This is a genomic window from Roseburia sp. TF10-5 (assembly GCF_003462365.1).
In the GTDB taxonomy this organism is placed as follows: Bacteria; Bacillota; Clostridia; order Lachnospirales; family Lachnospiraceae; genus Roseburia; species Roseburia faecis.
On the sequence record NZ_QTYW01000003.1, the window covers coordinates 16733 to 36938 of the forward strand.

The window sequence follows — 20206 nt, forward strand, 5'->3', positions numbered from 1 at the left end:
GAAATTATTCTATGGAAAAGAAAACCGGTTACGATGCAGTTGTATTTGATATGGACGGTGTGATTTTTGATTCTGAGCGGGCTGTGATGCAGTGCTGGAAGGAGCTTGCAGATAAATACCAGATTCCAGATATTGAGAAAGCGGTGCTTTCCTGTACGGGGACGACGATGAAACGGACGCGGGAGATTATGCTGGAAATTTATGGGGAGGATTTTCCGTATGATATTTATGCGAAAGAGTCCTCTGCTATCTATCACAGCAGATACGATGGCGGCAGGCTTCCGATGAAGCCGGGGGTTGTGGAACTGCTCACCTTTTTAAAAGAAGATGGAAAGAAAATTGCGCTGGCATCTTCGACACGCAGACAGACCGTGACAAACCAGTTAAAGGATGCTGGAATTTTGAATTTTTTTGACAATGTGATCTGCGGGGATATGGTGGAGCACAGCAAACCGGCACCGGACATTTTCTTAAAGGCCTGCGCAGAACTTGGGGTTGCACCGGAGCGCGCGTATGCGATTGAGGATTCCTACAATGGGATTCGTGCGGCACATGCAGGACATTTGCTTCCGATCATGGTTCCGGATCTGCTGCCTGCAAATGAAGAAATGCAGGAAAAAGCAGAGGTGGTGTTACCGGATCTATTCGAAGTGATCGCCTATTTGAAGGGAGAGGGAGCATGTTAACCGAGCAGTTTGATACATTTTTTTAGCCAGTCAATCATCATTTCCTCGCGCATAATAGCACCTAAGAGAACCAGATAGTCACCAAACTTCAGTTTCCTATATTGCAAAAGTTTGTTATACTAAAGGAAATAAAAAAGAGGGAGATAAACATGAATAACTGGGAACGAATGAAAGCCGGCAGACTCTACAATGCCGACAGCAAAGATCTGGAACAATATCATAAATTTGGCATGGAAACCTGTGATAAATTCAACCGCACTCCGCTGTGGATGAAAAAAAGAAAACAGCGTTTGTTAGAAAAACTGATTCCATCTGCAAAGGATGGAGGAGCAGCCATTTTTGCCCCATTTTACTGTGAATATGGCGTCAATATCCATTTTGGAAAAGGCTGTTTTGTCAACTATAAATGTACATTTTTGGACTGTGCGCCGATTACGCTGGAGGATGGTGTGTGGGTAGGCGCAAATGTGACCATTGCAACCCCGTGTCATCCGTTTCTTTCCGATGAGCGGCTGCCGCAGCAGTATCCGGATGGTTTTCATGACCTGGAGTATGCAAAGCCCATCCATATCGGAAGCGGAAGCTGGATTTGTTCGAGTGCAACGATCTGTGGCGGGGTGACCATCGGAAAAAACTGTATTGTAGCGGCAGGGGCAGTCGTAACCCGCGATGTTCCGGATAACTGTATTGTGGCAGGTGTTCCGGCAAAAGTTTTGCGCAAACTGGATGAGCAGGATCGGATGCAGGTGTGGGATACTTACATGAAAAATGAAGTCCCGATGTCGGAGAGGGAAAGAGGGAGAAAGTAATTGCAAGTGTGCACAAAGAATGCTACACTGATATCTATGAGGTGATGAAGGTATGGATATCGCAACAACAATGGCAGCAGTCAATTATTTCAATATGGTAAATACATGGAATATGCTGGCAATGCAGGATACTGAGCTGTTTACAGTGACAGAAAATGGGAAGGAAGACGAAATGATGAGTGGTTCAATTTTAGATGCTTATATAGGAAAAGATTGTGCGGTAAGTTTATTTAATGATGTGGGTGGTATCAAAGGAAAACTGATGGACGTGGATGCGCAGTGGGTGAAGATCGAGACACCGAAAAAGGGGACACAGATCATCAACCGTAACATGATCCGCAGTGTTAATTTTGAAAATAAGTAGTAGTATTTCAGAAGCCATTTTCGCAGGAGAGAATGGCTTTTTTTTAAAGAGAAGGAGGACGGAAATGAAGAAAATCCAAGAGCATTTGGGACTTGTTTTTTTGATTATAATTGCTATTTTTGCAGTTGCAATCGGTGGATATTTTACGCTGCGAAAAGGCGTTTTTATTGGGGATGATTTTTATTACAAAGTCCGTGCAGATAAGTTTGTGCACAACACAGTCAACTATGTTGAACGAACAAAAGATGATACTTTTTTACTTGTGGCAGATGGAAAAAAACAGAATGTTTCCTATACCATGAAAGGGGATCAGGTCACGTTTTCATTTGCGGATGATACGATAAACGGCACATGGACGGGGGATCAGTTACTCGCGGCAGATGGAAGCCCTGTGGGCTGGGATGAAATGCAGATTATAGCAGGGAATGAAAAGCCTGTCATCAGTGATGAAACATACAGCAATGCATTGGGACACATCCTTTACGGCAATCTGGAGTCGATTTCATTTTGGGGATTTACGGTACTGGGAGTCCTTATTTATGTACTTGGAATCGTACAGATTTATTATCCGGATAAGGTATATTTTTTTATGCGCAGATGGCAGTTTCAGAATGCGGAATTATCGGATGAAGGAAGAACAGTGACGATCATTGGAGGTGTGATTATCTGTATTATCGGAATCGGGGTAATGTCCGGGTTGATTTTGTATTTAATAAAGTAACTATTCTGAGGTGGTCTGAATCGTTATGATAAAAAATGAGAGGAATGTACAGAATGGTAAAAGCGTATTATCACCTTCCGGGCTTGTTTGAATTTTATGAACTATACCGCGTGTTTCTTCCGTTATATCGGGAGCACAGGGACTGGTTTTATGACTGGTGTGAAATCGGTTCGATCTATGGAGCTCCGGCAGATTGTATCTGGGGCGGCGGACGTGCCGGTTTTGGAGAGAATGATCCGAAAGAAGTTCTGGCACTGATGCAGGAGTATGGAATATCCGCGCGGCTGACCTTCAGCAACTCTCTTTTAAAAGAGAAGCATCTTTCTGACCGGAAATGCAATGCGCTCTGTGCTTTACTGGAAGAAAATAAAGATGTGCAAAACGGTGTGATTGTCCATTCGGATCTGCTGTTGGAATATCTGAAAAAACATTATCCGCACCTTTATTTTGTTTCGTCCACCACAAAAGTAATCACGGATTTTAAGCAGCTGGTAGAGGAAATACGACGTGAAGATTTCCGGTATGTTGTTCCTGATTTTCGCTTAAATAAAGCCTATGACCGATGGAAGACACTGTCTTGGCCAGAAAAAGACAAGGTGGAATTTTTGTGCAATGAATGCTGCTGGTTTGGCTGTAAGGACAGGAAAGCCTGTTATGAAGCGGTCAGCCGCAAGAATCTTGGAGAAAATAGGGAACATCACTGTACGGCACCGGAATCTGAGCAGGGATATCGCTTTTCCAAAGCCATGCAAAATCCGGGATTTATTGGAATAGAGGCAATCCAAAATGTTTACTTTCCAATGGGATTTTCTAATTTTAAGATCGAGGGACGGGGACTTGGAAGTGCACTGATTTTAGAGTTTCTGCTATATTACATGACAAAGCCACAATATCAGCTGCATGTCCGGGAAGAAATTTATCTGGATAACATGCTGGATTTGTTTTGAAAAATGTGCTAGAATTACTTGTTATCTGGAACAAAGGAGAGATACAGGAGAATGAAAGTATTATTTACGATTCTAGTAACATTTTTTGCAGGTATGGGAGCCGGACTTGGAACCGGTTTTGCCGGGATGAGTGCGGCAGCGGTTATCAGCCCGATGCTTATCACATTTCTTGGGATGGAGCCGTATATGGCGGTCGGGATTGCGCTGTCTTCTGATGTACTTGCCAGTGCAGTGTCTGCGTATACCTATGGAAAAAATAAGAATCTTGATGTGAAAAATGGTCTGATCATGATGGTTAGTGTCCTTGCATTTACCGTGGTGGGAAGCTATGTTTCAAGCCTTGTACCATCTGCCACAATGGGAAATTTTTCTGTCTTTATGACATTTTTGCTTGGTATCAAATTTATTGTTCGCCCGGTTATGACAACCAAAGAGACCATGCAGAGGGTATCCGCACAAAAGCGTGCCATCCAGTCGGTCATAAGCGGTATCTGTATCGGATTTATCTGTGGATTTGTCGGTGCTGGCGGCGGCATGATGATGCTTCTTATCCTGACTTCTGTGCTTGGGTATGAACTGAAGACAGCAGTCGGAACCAGTGTATTTATTATGGCATTTACTGCGTTTACAGGGGCAGCGTCCCATTTTGTTATTGGCGGAAAACCGGACGGGCTGGTGTTTACGCTGTGTGTGATTTTTACCCTGATCTGGGCAAGAATTGCTGCGGTATTTGCAAATAAAGCCACACCGAAAACACTTAACCGTGTGACGGGCGTGGTTCTTGTTATTCTTGGAATCGTAGTATTTTTATTTTCACTTTGGGGATAGAAAAATGCCTGAATCAAAAAATGATTCAGGCATTTCTTCTATTAAAAAATCAGTCCGCCAAGGTAAGCGATGATGCAGCAGGCGATCGCAACCGGGAAAAGTCCGAGTCCCTTCCATGCCATAAAGATGCCGACAATTAGAGCAAGCGCTCCGGCAAGCGGTGTGGCGGTGGCATCGATGATTGCCGGAAAGGTCATAACCGCAAGTGTGACATAGGGTACATAATACAGGAAAGAACGGATAAACCGGTTTTTGATCGGCTTGCGGATCAGCGTCAGCGGAAGCACGCGGATCAGATAACTGGTGATCGCTACAATGGCAATGTAGATATAAATGTTTCCACTCATACGTCCGCCCCCTGTTCTTTTTGTGTGTCAGCATTTTCCGGAGTGATCTCCGTCTGCGGAGGGAAACGCCATGCGGCGATTCCAGCGATGATCAGTGTCAGGATGATCGTGCGCGTTCCGCTGGAAATGTCACGGATGACCGGGAGACGGCTGCACAGGTAACTTGCTGCAAAACTGATGATGATCAACACCAGCACGACTTTGTCTTTTCTGGCAGGCGGGATGATGATTGCCAGAAACATACCAAACAAAGAAACGCTGAGTGCTTTTACCATATCACCCGGCAGCAGATTGCCGGCGATGACACCGGCGGCGGTTCCGATGGACCAGCCCGGAAGTGCGACAAGAAACGCACCGTAACTGTAGTAGGGATTGAGATATCCGGGACGCCCGATGGCAATGCCGAACAGCTCGTCCGTCAGGTCAAATGCGACAAGAAACCGGTGGATCATAGGGGTATCCGGTGAAAACCGCTGGCTCATGGCACAGCTCATCAGAAGATAGCGTGCATTGGCGATGATTGTCATCAGACACAGTTCAATATATGTGGCACCGGCACCGATCAGAGTAAATGCGATGTATTCGCCGGCCGATGCATTTTCCAGAAAGCTGGTCACGAACCCCTGAAGCGGAGTCAGACCAGCCTGTTTTGCAGAAATACCTAAAGAGAAAGAAACAGCGAGGTATCCAAGTCCGATGGGAATGCCATCGCGGAATCCTTCCCGGAAAGCTTTTGTATCCATAAAATCCCCTTTTGTAACTATCAGATAATGTAAAACCAGGATTCATCCTGTTCTTTGTGGTGAAGCGATTCATCACCACTGTGGTAGATCAGTTCCTGGTTGCGGACACTGACCTTGGTGCCTTTTTTAATGGACTGGGTAATAAATGAGTTACCACCTATTACAACCCCCTCCTCAATGACAGTTTCCCCACCGAGGATGGAAGCACCGGAGTAGATTGTTACATTGTCGCCGATGGTTGGATGACGACGCACATCGCGCAGTTTCTGACCGCCTTTGGTGGAAAGGGCACCAAGTGTAACGCCCTGATACAGTTTGACATGGCAGCCGATGATGGTTGTTTCACCGATCACGATGCCGGTACCGTGGTCAATAAAGAAATATTTGCCGATGGTTGCACCCGGATGGATGTCGATACCGGTTTTGCTGTGCGCCTGTTCCGTCATCATACGCGGGATAAGCGGAACACCCAGCAGAAACAGCTCATGTGCCAGACGGTATACGGTGATGGCATAAAGTCCCGGATAGGAAAATACGATCTCATCTTTGCTGCGGGCAGCAGGATCACCGTCATAGGCAGCCTGCAGATCTGTCTCCAGGTATTCACGGACTTTTGGAATCCGCCGCATAAAAGAAACGGTTGCTTTCTGTGCAAACTGTTCCAGTTTTTCTTCCTCATTGTCCCCGAATTCTTTTGTATATTTTAAGACAACACAGATCTGTTTGTTCAGGTGGAACATTACATCTTCGATCATGGTAGACACACTGTGTTCAATATTGTAGATTTTGTGGGTTTTATCGCGGAAAAATCCCGGATAAACAATGGAAAACAGACGGTCAAGAATGTCCATAATTTCGGTTTTATCCGGCTGGTTGTAGATATCCATCTTATCAACCGCGCGTCCTTTTTTATAATCGTCAAGGATATCTGTCAGGATGGCCCCGACTTCGTTTTCAATGATATTTTTCATGAATTAATCGACTCCTTTTCTTTTCCTTTTATTTGTACAAGAATAATGGCGGCAAACATCAGTACACATCCGGCAAGCTCGCGACCGTTCAGCATCTGGTGCAGGATGAGAAAACCCGCCAGAAGTGAGAATACGGATTCCATGCTCATTAGCAGAGAGGCTGTAGAGGCAGGAAGTCCCCGCTGTGCAAAAAACTGCAGAGTGTAGGCCACACCGTTGGAGAGTATGCCTGCATACAGGATCGGCAGCCATGCCGCAAGAATCAGATGTATCCGTGGCTGTTCCAGCAAAAACATCGGGATCAGGGAACAGATGCCACAGGTGAAAAATTCGATGCATGCCAGTATCGCATTATCCGCAATCGGTGCATAGTGATCCACGGCAAGAATCTGCAGGGAAAACATGAGCGCACAGCAGAGAGTATACAGATCTCCGCGCTGCAGACGAAAGGAACCTCCGGTCATACATAAAAGATACAGTCCGCATACAGCAAGTGCCACAGAGATCCACACGCGGATACCGGTTTTCTTGTGAAAAAATATACCGAGTACCGGAACGAGCACGATGTACATTGCTGTGATAAATCCGCTTTTTCCAACTGTCGTATACTGGATACCGATCTGCTGCAGGTTCGATGCGATACACAGCAGAACACCGCAGATGATGCCTCCGGGCAGTGCCTGTTTCCAGGAAGCGGATTTTTCCTCAGAAGTCCGGCCGGTTTTCTGCGCCCGGATAAAAATAAACGGAAGCAGTACGATCCCCCCGATCAGTGAGCGGGCAGCAGTAAATGTAAAAGGCTGCACATAGTCCATTCCAACACTCTGTGCAACAAAAGCAAATCCCCAGATAGCTGCGGTCAGAAGCAGCAGAAGGGAATACCGCAGGGTATTCTGTTTCATAAAATTTCCTCGTAATGTGTAATAAAAAGCCAGATGCGATTGGGATACATCAAAAATGCATCGCAGAGCACAGGCTTTCTACTTATTATAAAGTATTCAACTTATTTGTTCAAGTGCCAATAAATCCGGAAAACTTTTTGAAAATTTATTACAATATCATTATGTAAGAGAGAAATCTCATGGACGTCTTTGGGGAATAGAAAGGAATTACACGTGACAAAACAAAAGTTTGATGAGTTTGTGCTTGCGCACGGGAGAGATATCCTGTGGTTTTGCAGGATGACTGCAGGAAATGCCCATGAGGGTGATGAACTGTATCAGGATACCATGCTTACGCTGCTGGAACATTTAGACCGGCTGGATGAGAAAAATAACAGTAAAAGTTATGCACTTTCTGTGGCAATCCGGCTCTGGAAAAATCGCAGACGAAAATTTGCATGGCGGATGCGGATTGCACCACAGGAGAGCTACGAAGTACATATACAAAACGGCGGGGAAGCATCGGAAACCCGGAATGCAGATCCGGAAGTACAGGTATTGCAGGAGGAAACAATACATGAAGTTCAGAAACTGGTGCAGCAGCTTCCCGAAAAATACCGGCTGGTGGTGTATCTGTATTATTCGGCGGATATGAAACTGACAGAAATTGCGGAGTGTCTGCATCTTTCTGTCAATACTGTTAAAACCCGTCTGCGCAAAGCAAAATCACTTTTAAAGGAAAAACTGGAGGTTATCGGATATGAACGATGAGCAATTAGATAAGATTTTAAAAAAGGCCCTTACACCGCAGCGGGAGATCAAAGAGGAGGAAATTGTACTCAAAAAGAGACGAAAGGAGGAAAAAATGATGAGAAAAAAACGAATGAAAATGGCCGGTATTGCAGGTACCGTGGCGGCTGCACTGGCACTTGCCTGCATTGTTCCACAGACATCTTTTGCGGAGCAGCTAAAAAAGATGTTTCAGGGGTATTGGGGACAGCGAAGTGAATTGTCCGATTACGTTACAAGAGGAGTATTCAGTGACCAGGATGAACATATGATTTTTTCGGTAGAGGAAATCCTTTCGGATGAAGTTGTTGTAAGTGCAGTTGTGCGCTATGAGGCAAAGGATGAAACCGGCGAAAAATGGCTGGCAACCAAAGGACCGGCGGGATCGGAAAGCTATGATGAGAATGGAAATCTTCGTTCGACAAGACAGTTGCGTCTTAAGCAGAACGTGTATGAAGAGCGTTTTGAATCTTCACCTATTTTTCTCAGAACACAAAGTGATAAGAATGTGCAGTATTTTGAAATGGACATGGATTTTCGACAATGGGTCCCATCGTCAATGAATTTGACATTGTGTTATGATTTGCCTACAAAAACGAATAATACTGCGACACTTGACGCGAGTTGTAATGTTCCTGTTTATGAATATACGTTGAAAGCAAAAAATCAGGAGCAGATCAGCCCGAAGTATTATGAGCCAAAGCGGATGCGGATAACACCATTGAGTGCTGTAATTTATGGAACAACTACAGAGTATTATAGAAAAATGCAGAAAAATGCTGAATGGTCATTTGGATTAGAGAGATGGGGAAAGAATCAGGAAAGTGTGGGAGAGGATCTTGGAAAAACCTCTTTGATTTACAAGGATGGAACGCGTAACTGGAATATTGCAGATCCTTATCCGATGGATATCATTAGTGATTCAAAGGCAAAGAAAACCTATTCCGACTGCAATGCAGTGTTACAGTCAGGAGCTTTCTATAGGGTGACCTCTTATCTAGGATTACAGGTGGCAAATAAAATTAATCTGGAAGATGTCAGAGGGATTGTTATGCGAACAAAGAACAAGGAGGTGACATATGAATTGATCAGGGAAGAGTGATGGAAACTTCTTTTGATAAATTATAATTTATATAATTATTCCTCTAACTTCCCCCATTTACAGGCTTCTCTCTTTTCCGTTGGGATAAACTCCCCCGAAGAAAAGCAAATCGAAGAAGGATTGCAAATGCTCAGATGTTGGACTTTTGCAGGGAGCATATGTTGGACTTAGGTGTTATTTAGAATCGTGCCTTGAGAGAACCTCTCTGATACAGTACAATAAAGTATCAGGGAGGTATCTTTATGAAGGAAAAAATACTAATCATTGAAGATGATTTTACGATACAAACACAGCTTAAAACTCTTTTGTCTGGGAATGGATATGAAGTATTTGCAGTTACGGATTTTTCCCAAACAGTAGAGCAGTTAAAAGAAGCTGCGCCACATCTGGTTATTCTGGATATAAAACTTCCGGGGAATAACGGTTTTGAAATATGCTCTCAAATTCGCACCTTTTCAGATATTCCGATTGTATTTGTAACAAGCAGCAATACAGATATGGACGAACTGAACAGCATTATGCTGGGTGGAGATGCGTTTATCACAAAGCCTTATAATCCCGCTATTCTTCTTGCTAAAATTGCGGCATTGTTAAAGAAAGCCTACCGTTCCCCGCAAACAGAAATTTATATGTGGAAAGAAGCTACCCTACATTTGGAGAGTAGTATGATAGAGTACAAAGGACAGAAAGCAGAATTGACAAAGAATGAATTGAAAATCCTCTACTACCTTTTTAAGAATGCCGGAAAAATCTGTTCCAGAAATGATATTGTGGATTTTCTTTGGGACAATCAGCTTTATGTTGATGATAATGCCCTAAGTGTCAATATGACCCGTATTCGTGACAAACTGGCGACAATCGGCCTTGTAGATTTTATTAAAACAAAACACAGGCAGGGATATACATTATGAGTGAAAAACAATATCTAAAAAATCAACTCCCCGTTATTTTAATCAATCTGCTGGGTATGCTTGCCCTTGCCTTGTTCCTGATTGCAAGCGATAATCCTATCCAAACAGTCCTGTTTATTCTTGCGGTCTGGTCGATTGTCCTTGTTTTATCTTTGCTGACTTTTTATTTCTCACGAAAAAAGTATCTGAATAAATTGCTCAATATGACGGAGCAATTAGAAGAACGATATTTATTGCCGGAAATCATGCAAGTGCCGGAAAGGGCTGATGAACAGGTTTTTTACCAGATTATGAAAATGGCTGAAAAATCTATGTTGGAACGGATTGGCGAAGTACAGAGGGAACGCAGGGAATATAAAGAATACATTGAACAATGGATACACGAAGTAAAAACACCAATTACAGCCATGAAGCTGCTGTGTGAGAATAACCGTTCTCCCTTTTCCAGAGAGGTATTGGCAGAGTTAGAGAATATCAACCAATATACAGAACAGGCTCTTTACTATGCCCGAAGTGAACATGCTGAAAAAGACTATTCTATTCGTGAGGTCAATTTATGTGATATTGTGCATAGTGCAATCGGAGATAATAAGTATCTTTTGCGTCAAAGCAATATGACGATTCAGATAGACGATATAGAAACAAAAGTTTACACTGATGAAAAATGGGTGCGGTTCATCTTAAATCAGATTATCGGTAATGCAATCAAATACCATGCAGAGCAGCCTATTTTGCACTTTGGGGCGACAGAAACAAATGACGGGATTGTGCTATCTATCCGTGACAACGGGATAGGTATTCCTAAAAGTGATTTACCCCGCATTTTTGAAAAAGGATTTACAGGTCAGAATGGGCGAATCGGGAAAAATTCTACTGGAATTGGATTATATCTTTGCAAGCGTCTATGTGATAAACTGGGAATAGGACTTACTGCTTATTCCGAAAACAGAGGAACAACGATTTCACTTATCTTTCAAATGAATGATTTTATTATCGGAGTGCAGGGCTGATAGGTTCTGCACTTCTTACATTTTTGTAAGAACTGTGTAAGAAAACTTGATACAAAAAATGAGATACTCCATTTACAATAAAGATATGGAACAGTTAAGGAGGTTTATCAGATGAATACGATTTTGAAACTGGAACATATCCAGAAATATTATGGCAATGAAGGGAATATTACCAAAGCCATTAAAGAAATTAGCTTTTCTGTGGAAGCTGGGGAATTTCTCGGAATTATGGGGGCGTCCGGTTCTGGAAAGACAACACTGCTCAACTGTATTTCTACGATTGATACCGTAAGTGCAGGGCATATTTTTTTAGAGGGAACAGACATAACGGAAATCAAACCAAAATCCCTTGCCCGTTTTCGCAGGGAGAATTTAGGGTTTATATTTCAAGACTTCAATTTGCTGGACACATTGACGATTTCAGAAAATATTGCACTGGCATTAGCAATCAATAAAGTCCCTGCCAGGAGTGTAGAACCCCGCATTTGGGATATAGCCGGAAAGCTGAATATCAGCGATATTCTAAACAAATATCCTTATCAGGTATCGGGCGGTCAAAAACAGCGTTGTGCCTGTGCAAGAGCAATTATCAACAATCCGAAACTCTTATTGGCAGATGAGCCAACAGGAGCATTAGACAGCCATTCCTCACAAATGCTGCTGTCTACCATTCAAAGTATCAATGAACAGCTTAGGGCGACAATTCTCATGGTAACCCATGACGCTTTTACCGCCAGCTATGCCAGCCGTATTCTTTTTTTGAAAGACGGAGAAATCTTTATGGAACTGCGCAAGGGCGACGACAGCAGAAGTGCTTTTTTTGGTAAAATTCTGAATGTCCTTACCATGATCGGAGGGGGACAGAGCCATGTATGCTAAACTTGTTTTCAGAAATGCAAAGAGGTCTGTAAAAGACTATCTGGTTTACATTGTCACAATGACAATCTGTGTTACCTTGTTTTATGCGTTCTTGTCTATTTCCAGTAGTTATTATAACCCGGATATAGGCAGCGAGTATGATTTTACTCTATTAAGTGACGGAATGAAAATTGCAATCTGCATGATAACCTTGCTATTGTTATTTTTAATACGGTTCGTCAATCATTATATGCTAAGACGGAAGCAAAAGGAATTTGCTGTCCAGTCCATTATGGGAATGGAACAAAAAACTATTGGCAGGATTTTCTTTGCAGAAACACTGATTATGGGTATATTTTCCATTTTGATTGGTATTTTTTGCGGTGTATTTTGCTCTCAATTCATTACCGCAATGCTCCTTACTGTTTATGGAAAGCCTTATGAAATCTCATGGACATTGTTCCCGGACACCGTTTTGTTGACAGTGGTATTTTTTGTGGCAAGTTTTTTTGTGGTAGGAATTTTTAATACCCGTACCATTCAGAAAACAAAAATTATTGATATGCTTTCCGCAGAGAAAGAGAACGAACCAGAGCTAAAAAAGAGCCGCTTCATTTCTGTTGTAGTAGTCCTCTTTGAAGTATTTACCGTATGGGGATTGATTACAGGAATACAAAAGGTCTGGTTTTATTATGACACCCGCTTTGCGTTTCCGGTGCAGCTTATGTTTTGGGGAAATATTTTTTTTCCGCTGCTTACTTTGCTGTGGTCGATATTTTGCATAATTAGAAAGAAAAAAAGAGAATGTTTCATTGCTGGTTTGCTGATATGTTCTGTATTGAATGCTTTTACAGCAGCCAGCGTTGCAGCATTAACAAATAAATATTATCTGTCTTTAGGTGGTGGAACGCTCAATCAATATCTGCTTTTTGTTGTGATTGACTTACTTTTCTTCATTTGTGCCTTCATTTATCTTACCAGTGGTTTGATTGTAGCATGGAAAGTAAAATCGCCGGAACATAGATACAAGGGAGAAAACCTGTTCTTTTTCGGGCAAATTATATCAAAACTAAATACAACCAGCAAAACAATGACGCTGATTTGTATAACCCTTGTCCTTGCAATCTTCATGTTTATTGCCGCCCCTATTTTGACGGGCTGGGCTTCAGGTTATTTGGATATACGCTCTATGTATGATGTACAGGTATATTCAAGATACAATAATGTTTATGAAGAAGAAAATCTGCCACAGAACAGTTATGAAATCATTACTGATTTTCTGACAGAACATAAAATAGATACAGACTATGATTGCACGTTCAATCTATATCTGCCAGAGAAAGACGATTTTCACAACAGACAGAAATATGATTTTCCGATTGTAGCAATTTCTTTGAGTGATTATAACACTATACGGGAAATGCTGGGTTACGAACAGATTTCTCTGGAGGAAGATGAATTTACAACACAATGGAAAGCAATCGCCACCGAGGAAGAACGGGATAACTTTTTGAAAGAACACACCAGCATTATGACAGACGCAGGAGAATTGACTCTTTCCGGGCAGTCCTATTATGAGGATCCGATTGGAGAAACAGCGTACAATTCCTATACAAATGTATTGTATGTACTTCCAGACAATATTTGTGAAAAGCTGTTGCCAGTAATAAAAAACCGATATATTACAACAACGGAAAATATCTCCTATGAAAATGCAAGGAAACTGGAAAAACTTTTTGCAGAGAAATATCCCGAGAAGGCAGAAACCGGGGCTATTTATGGCGTGCGTTTTAGCACACTGCAAATCAATAGTTCCATAGCAAATAACTTTATTTTACAGACTGCAATGATTTATGGTGCTGTCGTACTGATGGTTATATGTCTTACGGTACTTTCCCTGCAACAGCTTTTAGACGCAGGACAATATAAGTATCGTTTCTCTGTACTCCGAAAATTAGGTGTAGAGGAAAAGCATATAGGAAAGCTTATCTTGAAGCAATTAAGCGTTTGGTTTGGGCTGCCAATTATCGTAGCAATCATTGTAGCTGCTGTTGTAATCACTTATTTTATTCAAACCGTATCAGCAGAGATTTCAACCTATATTGGATTCACTGCATTGATGTTACAGATTGTGGCAACCGTGGGAATTTTGCTACTTTTATTGATTTGTTACTTCATAAGCACATGGGTTATTTTTAGGCGTTCTGTCAATCCATAGAAAATATGTAATCATTACATTTCGCACATTCTTTAAAAGAGGGATAGCACTCTTAATGAATCAGAAGCAGGACTATCATTCAGAAATGAGTGGTAGTCCTATTTCTGTGTGCGGGAATGGTGGCAATATGGTATTATGGGAGAGAAAAACATTTTTTAATGAGTGTCAGATTTTTGTCTGGAAGTTGTGTATATACGAGGAGGTATAGTATGGACGATAATGACATAATCCAGCTCTATTGGGATAGGAATGAGCAGGCCATTCGTATAACATCCGATAAATATGGTCACTACTGCAAAGCCATAGCAAGGAACATACTGAACAATGAAGAAGATGCAGAAGAATGTGTCAACGATACCTATCTGAACGCATGGAATTCTATGCCAACACATTGGCCGAAGCAATTGGAAACATTCCTTGGCAAAATTACACGAAACTTGTCATTTAACAAGTATAAACACGACCATGCTGAAAAACGGGGCAGCGGTGAGATTACACTTGTTTTAGATGAACTGACTGATTGTGTATCGGATACTGACAATGTGGAACAGGTACTTGACCACCAAGAACTGATAAAGGCGATCAGTTCATTTGTGAGAAGCTTTTCAGAAAACAAGCGGAATCTGTTTGTACGACGCTATTGGTATGCAGATTCAGTTTCAGCTATTGCAAATGACACTGGAATGTTGCAGGGAACTGTATCAAAGACGCTGGAGCGTACACGGAAACAGTTAAAAGCATATTTGACAGAAAGGGGCTTTGAGATATGAGGAAAGATGATTTCTTTGAAATCCTTGGTGAACTTGACGACGACATCGTGAAAGGGGCTAAAACAACTATGAAAAAGAAGCTAAATTGGAAAGTTTGGGGAACAATGGCAGTTTGCCTGTGCCTTATTGTTGCAGGCACTACTGCTCTTTTACAGCAGAATTCTTCAACAACACCCGGTGGAATTTCGATTCCCGGTACTGGCAGCACTGCTGGAATTGATGCTGGAAACAGCGATGGGATGACATCGACATACAGCGTTGCCGTATATCCTGGTACCGAGAGCGAAGAAAATGTTGAATCGGCAGAAGTAGTAAGCCTGACAGAAGCAGAAACCTTGGTCCATCCATTAGCGGAACACCTTCCCAAGCAGTTGCCAGACGGCTTTCACTATGGGCGCGGAAGCGTTTATAACACAACGATGAAAGACGGAACCCAATACAATATGCTGAGAATTGAACACATTACTGGTGAGATACCGGAACAGAAATTTGCGGAGGATGGCGGGGAGGTTGTACCCGATCCGGAACAGATTGGAGATACTTTTACCGTTTGTGTTATGAACTACGAACCAAAAACCGATAGGAGCATTTATTCCAATCAGGAAGAAATAACAGGACCGCTTTTGGGAGAAACCGGTGGGGTCTATTTTCGCTCTGGTGATTGCTTCATTGGAGTGTTTACCGAAACAGCGGAACTGACAGCTGTTTTGGATGCGTTGAGAAAGATTGAGTGACCACAGACGCGGGTTGGAAAGAGATGTCCTCTGGCATCTCAAAGTGGACTTTTGCGGGAAATAGTATCAGAAGAAAGCTGCTCCGATTTTGGGGCAGCTTTCTTCTTAGAATCTGCACACCCACTATAGACAAGGTGGATTTGAATAACTCTGGAGATTGGATGAGTATACACTGAAAAACCGGATTGAGAGCATTGGGAACACAAAAGGGAATTGGGAGTTTCAAAACTATGCACGCACCTGTAATCAACGACACCAATAGCAATCCATAACACAAGAGTACAAATCATCGCTATAATAGTTTTCTTCTTTTTCATACAATCTCACCTCTAAATTGCGAGTTAACTGCGTGGTCTGGGGCCTTTTGTTTTTCAGAGGGACGGATTTGCGGGGACTGTTCTAAATATAAGTTTTTTCGATGCGACGGAAGAAGGGGGGACATTCTCTTTCTACAGAAAAATTTATAAGTTAGCGCCGATGGTGATTTCAGGCTGGTTTTGCAAAAGTTTTACTTTTATGCTATTAACGTTACATGATGGAACTACGGCGCAGTTGTAAATTTGTTCTTCCGAAAGAAATGTCCCCCTTCTTCCTGTGGATTGGAAAGCCATAAGTAAAAGAATGATGTCCGCAAATCCTGTCTGTGGAACAAACATAAAGGCACCAGAACCTGCAGTTAAAGGGACGCCTCAAAAGCAGCTACGAATCCCATGAACTGGAATAAGCATAAAAATACCCTGTTAAATCACTTGATGATACGACTGGATATCTATAGATAAAAAATTACAGGTTTAGGTGACAGTTTTCCGAAATTTTAAGGTTTAAAATCAGGAAATGTCACCTATATAGTAAAAATTGCTTTTCCAGATACCGGTTTTTTAGAAAAAGCGGTATCTGGAAAAGCAATTTTTGATCTATAGAGACTTTCCAGTATCTGAATATTAAATTTTCAATATATAGGTACCGCAATGGTATCTTTTACGTGAATTTTATTTGCATAGATACCACGGTGGAATTTTTTACGGAATTTTATTTGCATAGATACCACGATGGCATTTTTCCTATGAATTTTGATTATATAGCCCCCATCTTTCATTTATAAATTCATAATGCCTGATCATATAAAAGCTTCAATAGAACGATTGTTTCACAAAATACCAGCAATGAAATTTTCACTTATTTGCATGTTAAGTTTCCCAAACATTTATCACTTTACCGTAAACATTCATTACACGCATTACCTTCCGGGAGCACCTTTAACTGCAGGTTCTGGCGCCTTTATATTTATTCAACAGACAGGATTTGCGGAAATATGTTTCTCAATTATATTTTTTCCAGCTAACAGGAAGAAGGGGAACATTTCTTTCGGAAGAACAAATTTGCAACTTGCTCTGGCACTCACAACCCATAGTGAATTGCGCAAACTGAAAAACTTTACTCCACGTACCTGAAACCAACGCCAGAGCTAACTTGTAAATTTTTCTGGAGAAAGAGAATGTCCCCCTTCTTCCGTCGCATCGAAAAAACTTATATTTAAAACAATCCCCGCAAATCCGTCCCTTCTGCCAAATCCCAAAGACTCCCAGACCATGCCGTTAACCAGCCATTTCATTGTCCATAAAAAATTCCGCATTGAGATTCAAGTAAAATTCAATTTTTCCATGGTACTATAAAAAGAAAGGAAAATTATTCCTACAATACCTATTGACATGATAGGAATTAAGGGGTATGATAAACGAAAGTCAAGGGAGGCGGGAGCATGAAGCGAAAATCATTTTCAATGGTAAAGAAAATAGCGGTACTGTCCATGGCGGCAATTCTGTTGATTGGATGTACCGGATGCGGAAGCAAAAAAAGTCATGTACGGACAATCACCAACGTCTCCTACGATCCGACAAGAGAATTTTATGAAGCATATAATCCGCTGTTTGAGAAATATTATAAGGAAAAAACGGGAAAAGAAGTGGATATTATTCAATCCCACGGAGGTTCCGGTGCACAGGCACGCTCTGTTGTGGAAGGATGCAATGCTGATGTCGTTACACTGGCACTGGAGCATGATATCACACTGATCGAGCAGACCGGACTGATTGAAAAAGGCTGGGAACAGGAATTTGCCGATGACAGTTCCCCATACACTTCGACGATTGTTTTCCTCGTTCGGAAAGGCAATCCGAAACAGATCAAAGACTGGGACGATCTGGTGAACAAAAAGGTTGAGATCATCACCCCGGACCCGAAGAGCAGTGGTGGTGCCTGCTGGAACTTTTTAGCAGCACTTTCCTATATAAAGGAGCAGACCAGTGATGAGAATAAGCAGAAAGCATTTCTGCAGAAACTTTACTCGCAGGTTTCCGTCATGGATTCCGGAGCACGCGGTTCCACTACCACATTTGTGGAAAACCAGAAAGGGGATGTGCTGATCGCGTGGGAAAATGAGGCAATTACCACGATGAAAAGTTATCCGGATGAATATGAGATGATTACGCCGAGTGTCAGTATTCTGGCACAGCCGAGTGTGGCGGTTGTGGATGACAATGCGGATGCCAACGGCACGCAGGAAGTCAGCAGGGAATATTTGAATTATCTGTACACGGATGATGCGCAGCGGCTGGCGGCAGAGTATGGTTACCGTCCGAGCAATGAATCAATTCTGAAGGAATTTTCCGACCGTTTTGACCTGAATGTGAAATTATATACGATCAAGGATTACGGCGGCTGGAACGAAGCATATAAGAACTATTTTGACGATGGAGCAATGTTTGATGAAATCTACGGCAACGAATAAGACAAAAAAAGTACGTGTGATACCGGGGTATCACCTCACATTGGGAATTACAGTGACAATGCTTTCCCTGATTGTGCTGATCCCGCTGGCATCTGTGATGGTTTCCGCATTAAAACTGCGTCCGGCAGAGTTCTGGTCCCTGATCACGAAGCCGACCGTGCGGCATGCATTTGCGACCAGCATCGGATGTTCGTTTATTGCGGCACTTATAAACAGTGTGTTCGGTGTGATCATTGCCTGGGTGCTTGTAAGATATGAGTTTCCGGGAAAACGTATCCTCGATGGCTGTATTGAGCTTCCGTTTGCACTGCCGACTTCGGTAGCAGGTATCACACTTTCTAAAATGTATTCCGAAAACGGAATCCTCGGGACTCCGCTTGCAAAACTTGGCATCAAAGTATCCTACACACATCTGGGACTGGTCATTGCACTGGTGTTTGTCGGAATTCCGTTTGTCATCCGTGCCGTGCAGCCGGTACTCGAAAAACTTGACGGACAGTATGAAGAAGCAGCATTTATGCTTGGAGCCAACCGGTTTCAGACCTTCCGCAGAGTGCTTCTTCCGGAGATGATGCCCCCGGTTTTAACCGGATTTGGGCTTGCCTTTGCCAGAGGAATTGGTGAGTACGGAAGTGTCATTTACATATCCGGAAACAGTGCAAGGGAACATACGCAGGTGATCTCCTATGTGATCATGCAGAAGCTTGGATATATTGATTATGCGAGTGCCACGGCAATCGCACTGGTAATGTTGATTTTGTCGTTTGTTTTACTGCTTGCTGTGAATATCGTACAGATGAAACAGGCAGCCAGAACCAACAATGTGTAAGTGCAACAGGGAACCAACCAATTCGTTTTAAGAAAGGGAGTTCGTTTTTATGGAACAAAAGAAAAGTACGAAATACATCTTAATAGCCATCAGCGTTCTTTTCATATTTGTTATGCTGATTCTTCCCCTGTTTTCGATTCTCTTCAGTGCATTGAAAGAAGGATTTGCTTTTTACATACAGGCGGTCACAACCGAATATGTGCGTTCGGCTCTTTTGGTCACATTGCTTGCAACCGTGATCGCGGTAGTTGTCAATACGTTTTTTGGAATCGTGGCGGCATGGCTTTTAACGAAGTTTTCCTTCCGTGGGAAACAGGTGCTTGCCACGCTGATCGATATCCCGTTTTCAATCTCTCCCGTCATTGTAGGTCTTGCCTTTTTGATGACCTTCGGACGGCTCGGCTGGACGTATCCGGCAATCCGGGCGATCAACCAGTTTTTCGGAACAAACATCCGCGTTACGTTTGCGTTACCGGGTGTGGTGCTTGCCACAATTTTTGTCACTTTCCCGTTTGTATCGCGTGAGATCATCCCGATCTTAAATGCACAGGGAAAGGATGAGGAAGAGGCGGCGGCGCTTATGGGGGCAAACGGATTTACCATTTTCCGGAAAATTACCCTTCCGCAGATGAAATGGGGGCTGATCTATGGTATCATTTTATGTACGGCGCGTGCGTTAGGCGAGTTTGGAGCAGTCAATGCACTCTCAAAGACCAGAGGGCAGACATTTACCCTGCCGCTGGAGATTGATGCCTTATATATGTCGGGGACGGATACTTCCATCACCTCCGCATTTGCGGTATCTTCCATTCTGGTCATTATTGCGGTGATCGTGCTGATACTCAGAAACATTTTTGAATACAGAAGCAAAAACAGTAAAGGCATACAGTAAGGAGTCAG

General features: G+C 42.6%; 22 protein-coding genes. 17 read left to right on the forward strand and 5 right to left on the reverse strand.

Annotated features, from left to right (window positions below; genetic code table 11):
- Positions 1-11: 11 nt before the first annotated feature.
- Positions 12-686 carry an HAD family hydrolase gene (locus DXD06_RS03735; protein WP_022045928.1) on the forward strand — a complete coding sequence of 225 codons (675 nt, stop codon included), beginning with the start codon at positions 12-14 and terminating at the stop codon, positions 684-686.
- Here DXD06_RS03735 and DXD06_RS18075 read toward each other — a convergent pair.
- On the reverse strand, positions 683-793 hold the full coding sequence (locus DXD06_RS18075) for a hypothetical protein (RefSeq protein ID WP_117830709.1): 111 nt from the start codon (positions 791-793) through the stop codon (positions 683-685). The two genes, DXD06_RS03735 and DXD06_RS18075, sit on opposite strands and share 4 nt — an antisense overlap.
- Positions 794-835: 42 nt before the next feature.
- Here DXD06_RS18075 and DXD06_RS03745 point away from each other — a divergent pair, with 42 nt between their 5' ends.
- The 5 genes from DXD06_RS03745 to DXD06_RS03765 all read left to right on the forward strand — a co-directional run bounded on the left by DXD06_RS03745 (position 836) and on the right by DXD06_RS03765 (position 4355).
- The gene (locus tag DXD06_RS03745) at positions 836-1495 is read left to right on the forward strand and encodes a sugar O-acetyltransferase (RefSeq protein WP_117830710.1); all 660 of its coding nucleotides are present in this window, start codon (positions 836-838) and stop codon (positions 1493-1495) included.
- Between the two features lie 52 nt (positions 1496-1547).
- On the forward strand, positions 1548-1859 hold the full coding sequence (locus DXD06_RS03750; RefSeq protein ID WP_117830711.1) for a hypothetical protein: 312 nt from the start codon (positions 1548-1550) through the stop codon (positions 1857-1859).
- A 64-nt stretch (positions 1860-1923) separates the two neighbouring features.
- Complete coding sequence (locus tag DXD06_RS03755; protein ID WP_117830712.1) at positions 1924-2580, forward strand: hypothetical protein; 657 nt, start codon at positions 1924-1926, stop codon at positions 2578-2580.
- Between the two features lie 53 nt (positions 2581-2633).
- Positions 2634-3527, forward strand: coding sequence for a hypothetical protein (locus tag DXD06_RS03760; protein ID WP_330418140.1), 894 nt, complete (start codon positions 2634-2636; stop codon positions 3525-3527).
- Positions 3528-3578: 51 nt separating this feature from the next.
- Positions 3579-4355: a sulfite exporter TauE/SafE family protein gene (locus tag DXD06_RS03765; protein ID WP_117830713.1), complete on the forward strand. Its 777-nt coding sequence runs from the start codon at positions 3579-3581 to the stop codon at positions 4353-4355.
- 41 nt (positions 4356-4396) lie between these two features.
- Here DXD06_RS03765 and DXD06_RS03770 read toward each other — a convergent pair whose 3' ends face one another.
- From DXD06_RS03770 to DXD06_RS03785, 4 genes are read right to left on the reverse strand one after another with little or no spacing between them, the layout of a single operon-like run.
- Entirely contained in the window at positions 4397-4702 is a 306-nt protein-coding gene (locus DXD06_RS03770; RefSeq protein WP_117830714.1) for an AzlD domain-containing protein, read from the reverse strand.
- A complete protein-coding gene (locus tag DXD06_RS03775) occupies positions 4699-5445 on the reverse strand; it encodes an AzlC family ABC transporter permease (RefSeq protein WP_117830715.1) in 747 nt (248 codons plus the stop codon). Before DXD06_RS03775 ends, DXD06_RS03770 begins: the two co-directional genes overlap by 4 nt.
- Before the next feature lie 20 nt (positions 5446-5465).
- Entirely contained in the window at positions 5466-6416 is a 951-nt protein-coding gene (locus DXD06_RS03780; protein ID WP_117830716.1) for a serine O-acetyltransferase, read from the reverse strand.
- Complete coding sequence (locus DXD06_RS03785; RefSeq protein WP_117830717.1) at positions 6413-7318, reverse strand: DMT family transporter; 906 nt, start codon at positions 7316-7318, stop codon at positions 6413-6415. The genes DXD06_RS03780 and DXD06_RS03785 overlap by 4 nt, the downstream gene beginning before the upstream one ends.
- A gap of 213 nt (positions 7319-7531) precedes the next feature.
- Here DXD06_RS03785 and DXD06_RS03790 point away from each other — a divergent pair, with 213 nt between their 5' ends.
- From DXD06_RS03790 to DXD06_RS03840, 11 genes are all read left to right on the forward strand, one after another.
- Positions 7532-8068, forward strand: a complete 537-nt coding sequence (locus tag DXD06_RS03790) for an RNA polymerase sigma factor (RefSeq protein ID WP_055260711.1) — start codon at positions 7532-7534, stop codon at positions 8066-8068.
- Positions 8058-9188 (forward strand): hypothetical protein, encoded by a 1131-nt coding sequence (locus DXD06_RS03795; RefSeq protein ID WP_117830718.1) that lies wholly within the window; start codon positions 8058-8060, stop codon positions 9186-9188. The genes DXD06_RS03790 and DXD06_RS03795 overlap by 11 nt, the downstream gene beginning before the upstream one ends.
- Before the next feature lie 242 nt (positions 9189-9430).
- Positions 9431-10099 (forward strand): response regulator transcription factor, encoded by a 669-nt coding sequence (locus DXD06_RS03800; protein ID WP_117830719.1) that lies wholly within the window; start codon positions 9431-9433, stop codon positions 10097-10099.
- The gene (locus DXD06_RS03805; protein ID WP_117830720.1) at positions 10096-11109 is read left to right on the forward strand and encodes a sensor histidine kinase; all 1014 of its coding nucleotides are present in this window, start codon (positions 10096-10098) and stop codon (positions 11107-11109) included. The genes DXD06_RS03800 and DXD06_RS03805 overlap by 4 nt, the downstream gene beginning before the upstream one ends.
- Positions 11110-11220: 111 nt before the next feature.
- A complete protein-coding gene (locus DXD06_RS03810) occupies positions 11221-11988 on the forward strand; it encodes an ABC transporter ATP-binding protein (protein ID WP_117830721.1) in 768 nt (255 codons plus the stop codon).
- Complete coding sequence (locus DXD06_RS03815; RefSeq protein ID WP_117830722.1) at positions 11978-14185, forward strand: FtsX-like permease family protein; 2208 nt, start codon at positions 11978-11980, stop codon at positions 14183-14185. The genes DXD06_RS03810 and DXD06_RS03815 overlap by 11 nt, the downstream gene beginning before the upstream one ends.
- A 209-nt stretch (positions 14186-14394) precedes the next feature.
- A complete protein-coding gene (locus DXD06_RS03820; RefSeq protein ID WP_117830723.1) occupies positions 14395-14955 on the forward strand; it encodes an RNA polymerase sigma factor in 561 nt (186 codons plus the stop codon).
- The gene (locus tag DXD06_RS03825; RefSeq protein ID WP_117830724.1) at positions 14952-15689 is read left to right on the forward strand and encodes a hypothetical protein; all 738 of its coding nucleotides are present in this window, start codon (positions 14952-14954) and stop codon (positions 15687-15689) included. Before DXD06_RS03820 ends, DXD06_RS03825 begins: the two co-directional genes overlap by 4 nt.
- 1759 nt (positions 15690-17448) lie before the next feature.
- Positions 17449-18477 (forward strand): sulfate ABC transporter substrate-binding protein, encoded by a 1029-nt coding sequence (locus tag DXD06_RS03830; RefSeq protein WP_199535196.1) that lies wholly within the window; start codon positions 17449-17451, stop codon positions 18475-18477.
- Positions 18455-19306: a sulfate ABC transporter permease subunit CysT gene (gene cysT / locus DXD06_RS03835; protein ID WP_117830725.1), complete on the forward strand. Its 852-nt coding sequence runs from the start codon at positions 18455-18457 to the stop codon at positions 19304-19306. The genes DXD06_RS03830 and cysT overlap by 23 nt, the downstream gene beginning before the upstream one ends.
- A 49-nt stretch (positions 19307-19355) precedes the next feature.
- Entirely contained in the window at positions 19356-20198 is an 843-nt protein-coding gene (locus tag DXD06_RS03840) for a sulfate ABC transporter permease (protein ID WP_117830726.1), read from the forward strand.
- The last annotated feature ends 8 nt before the right edge of the window (positions 20199-20206 follow it).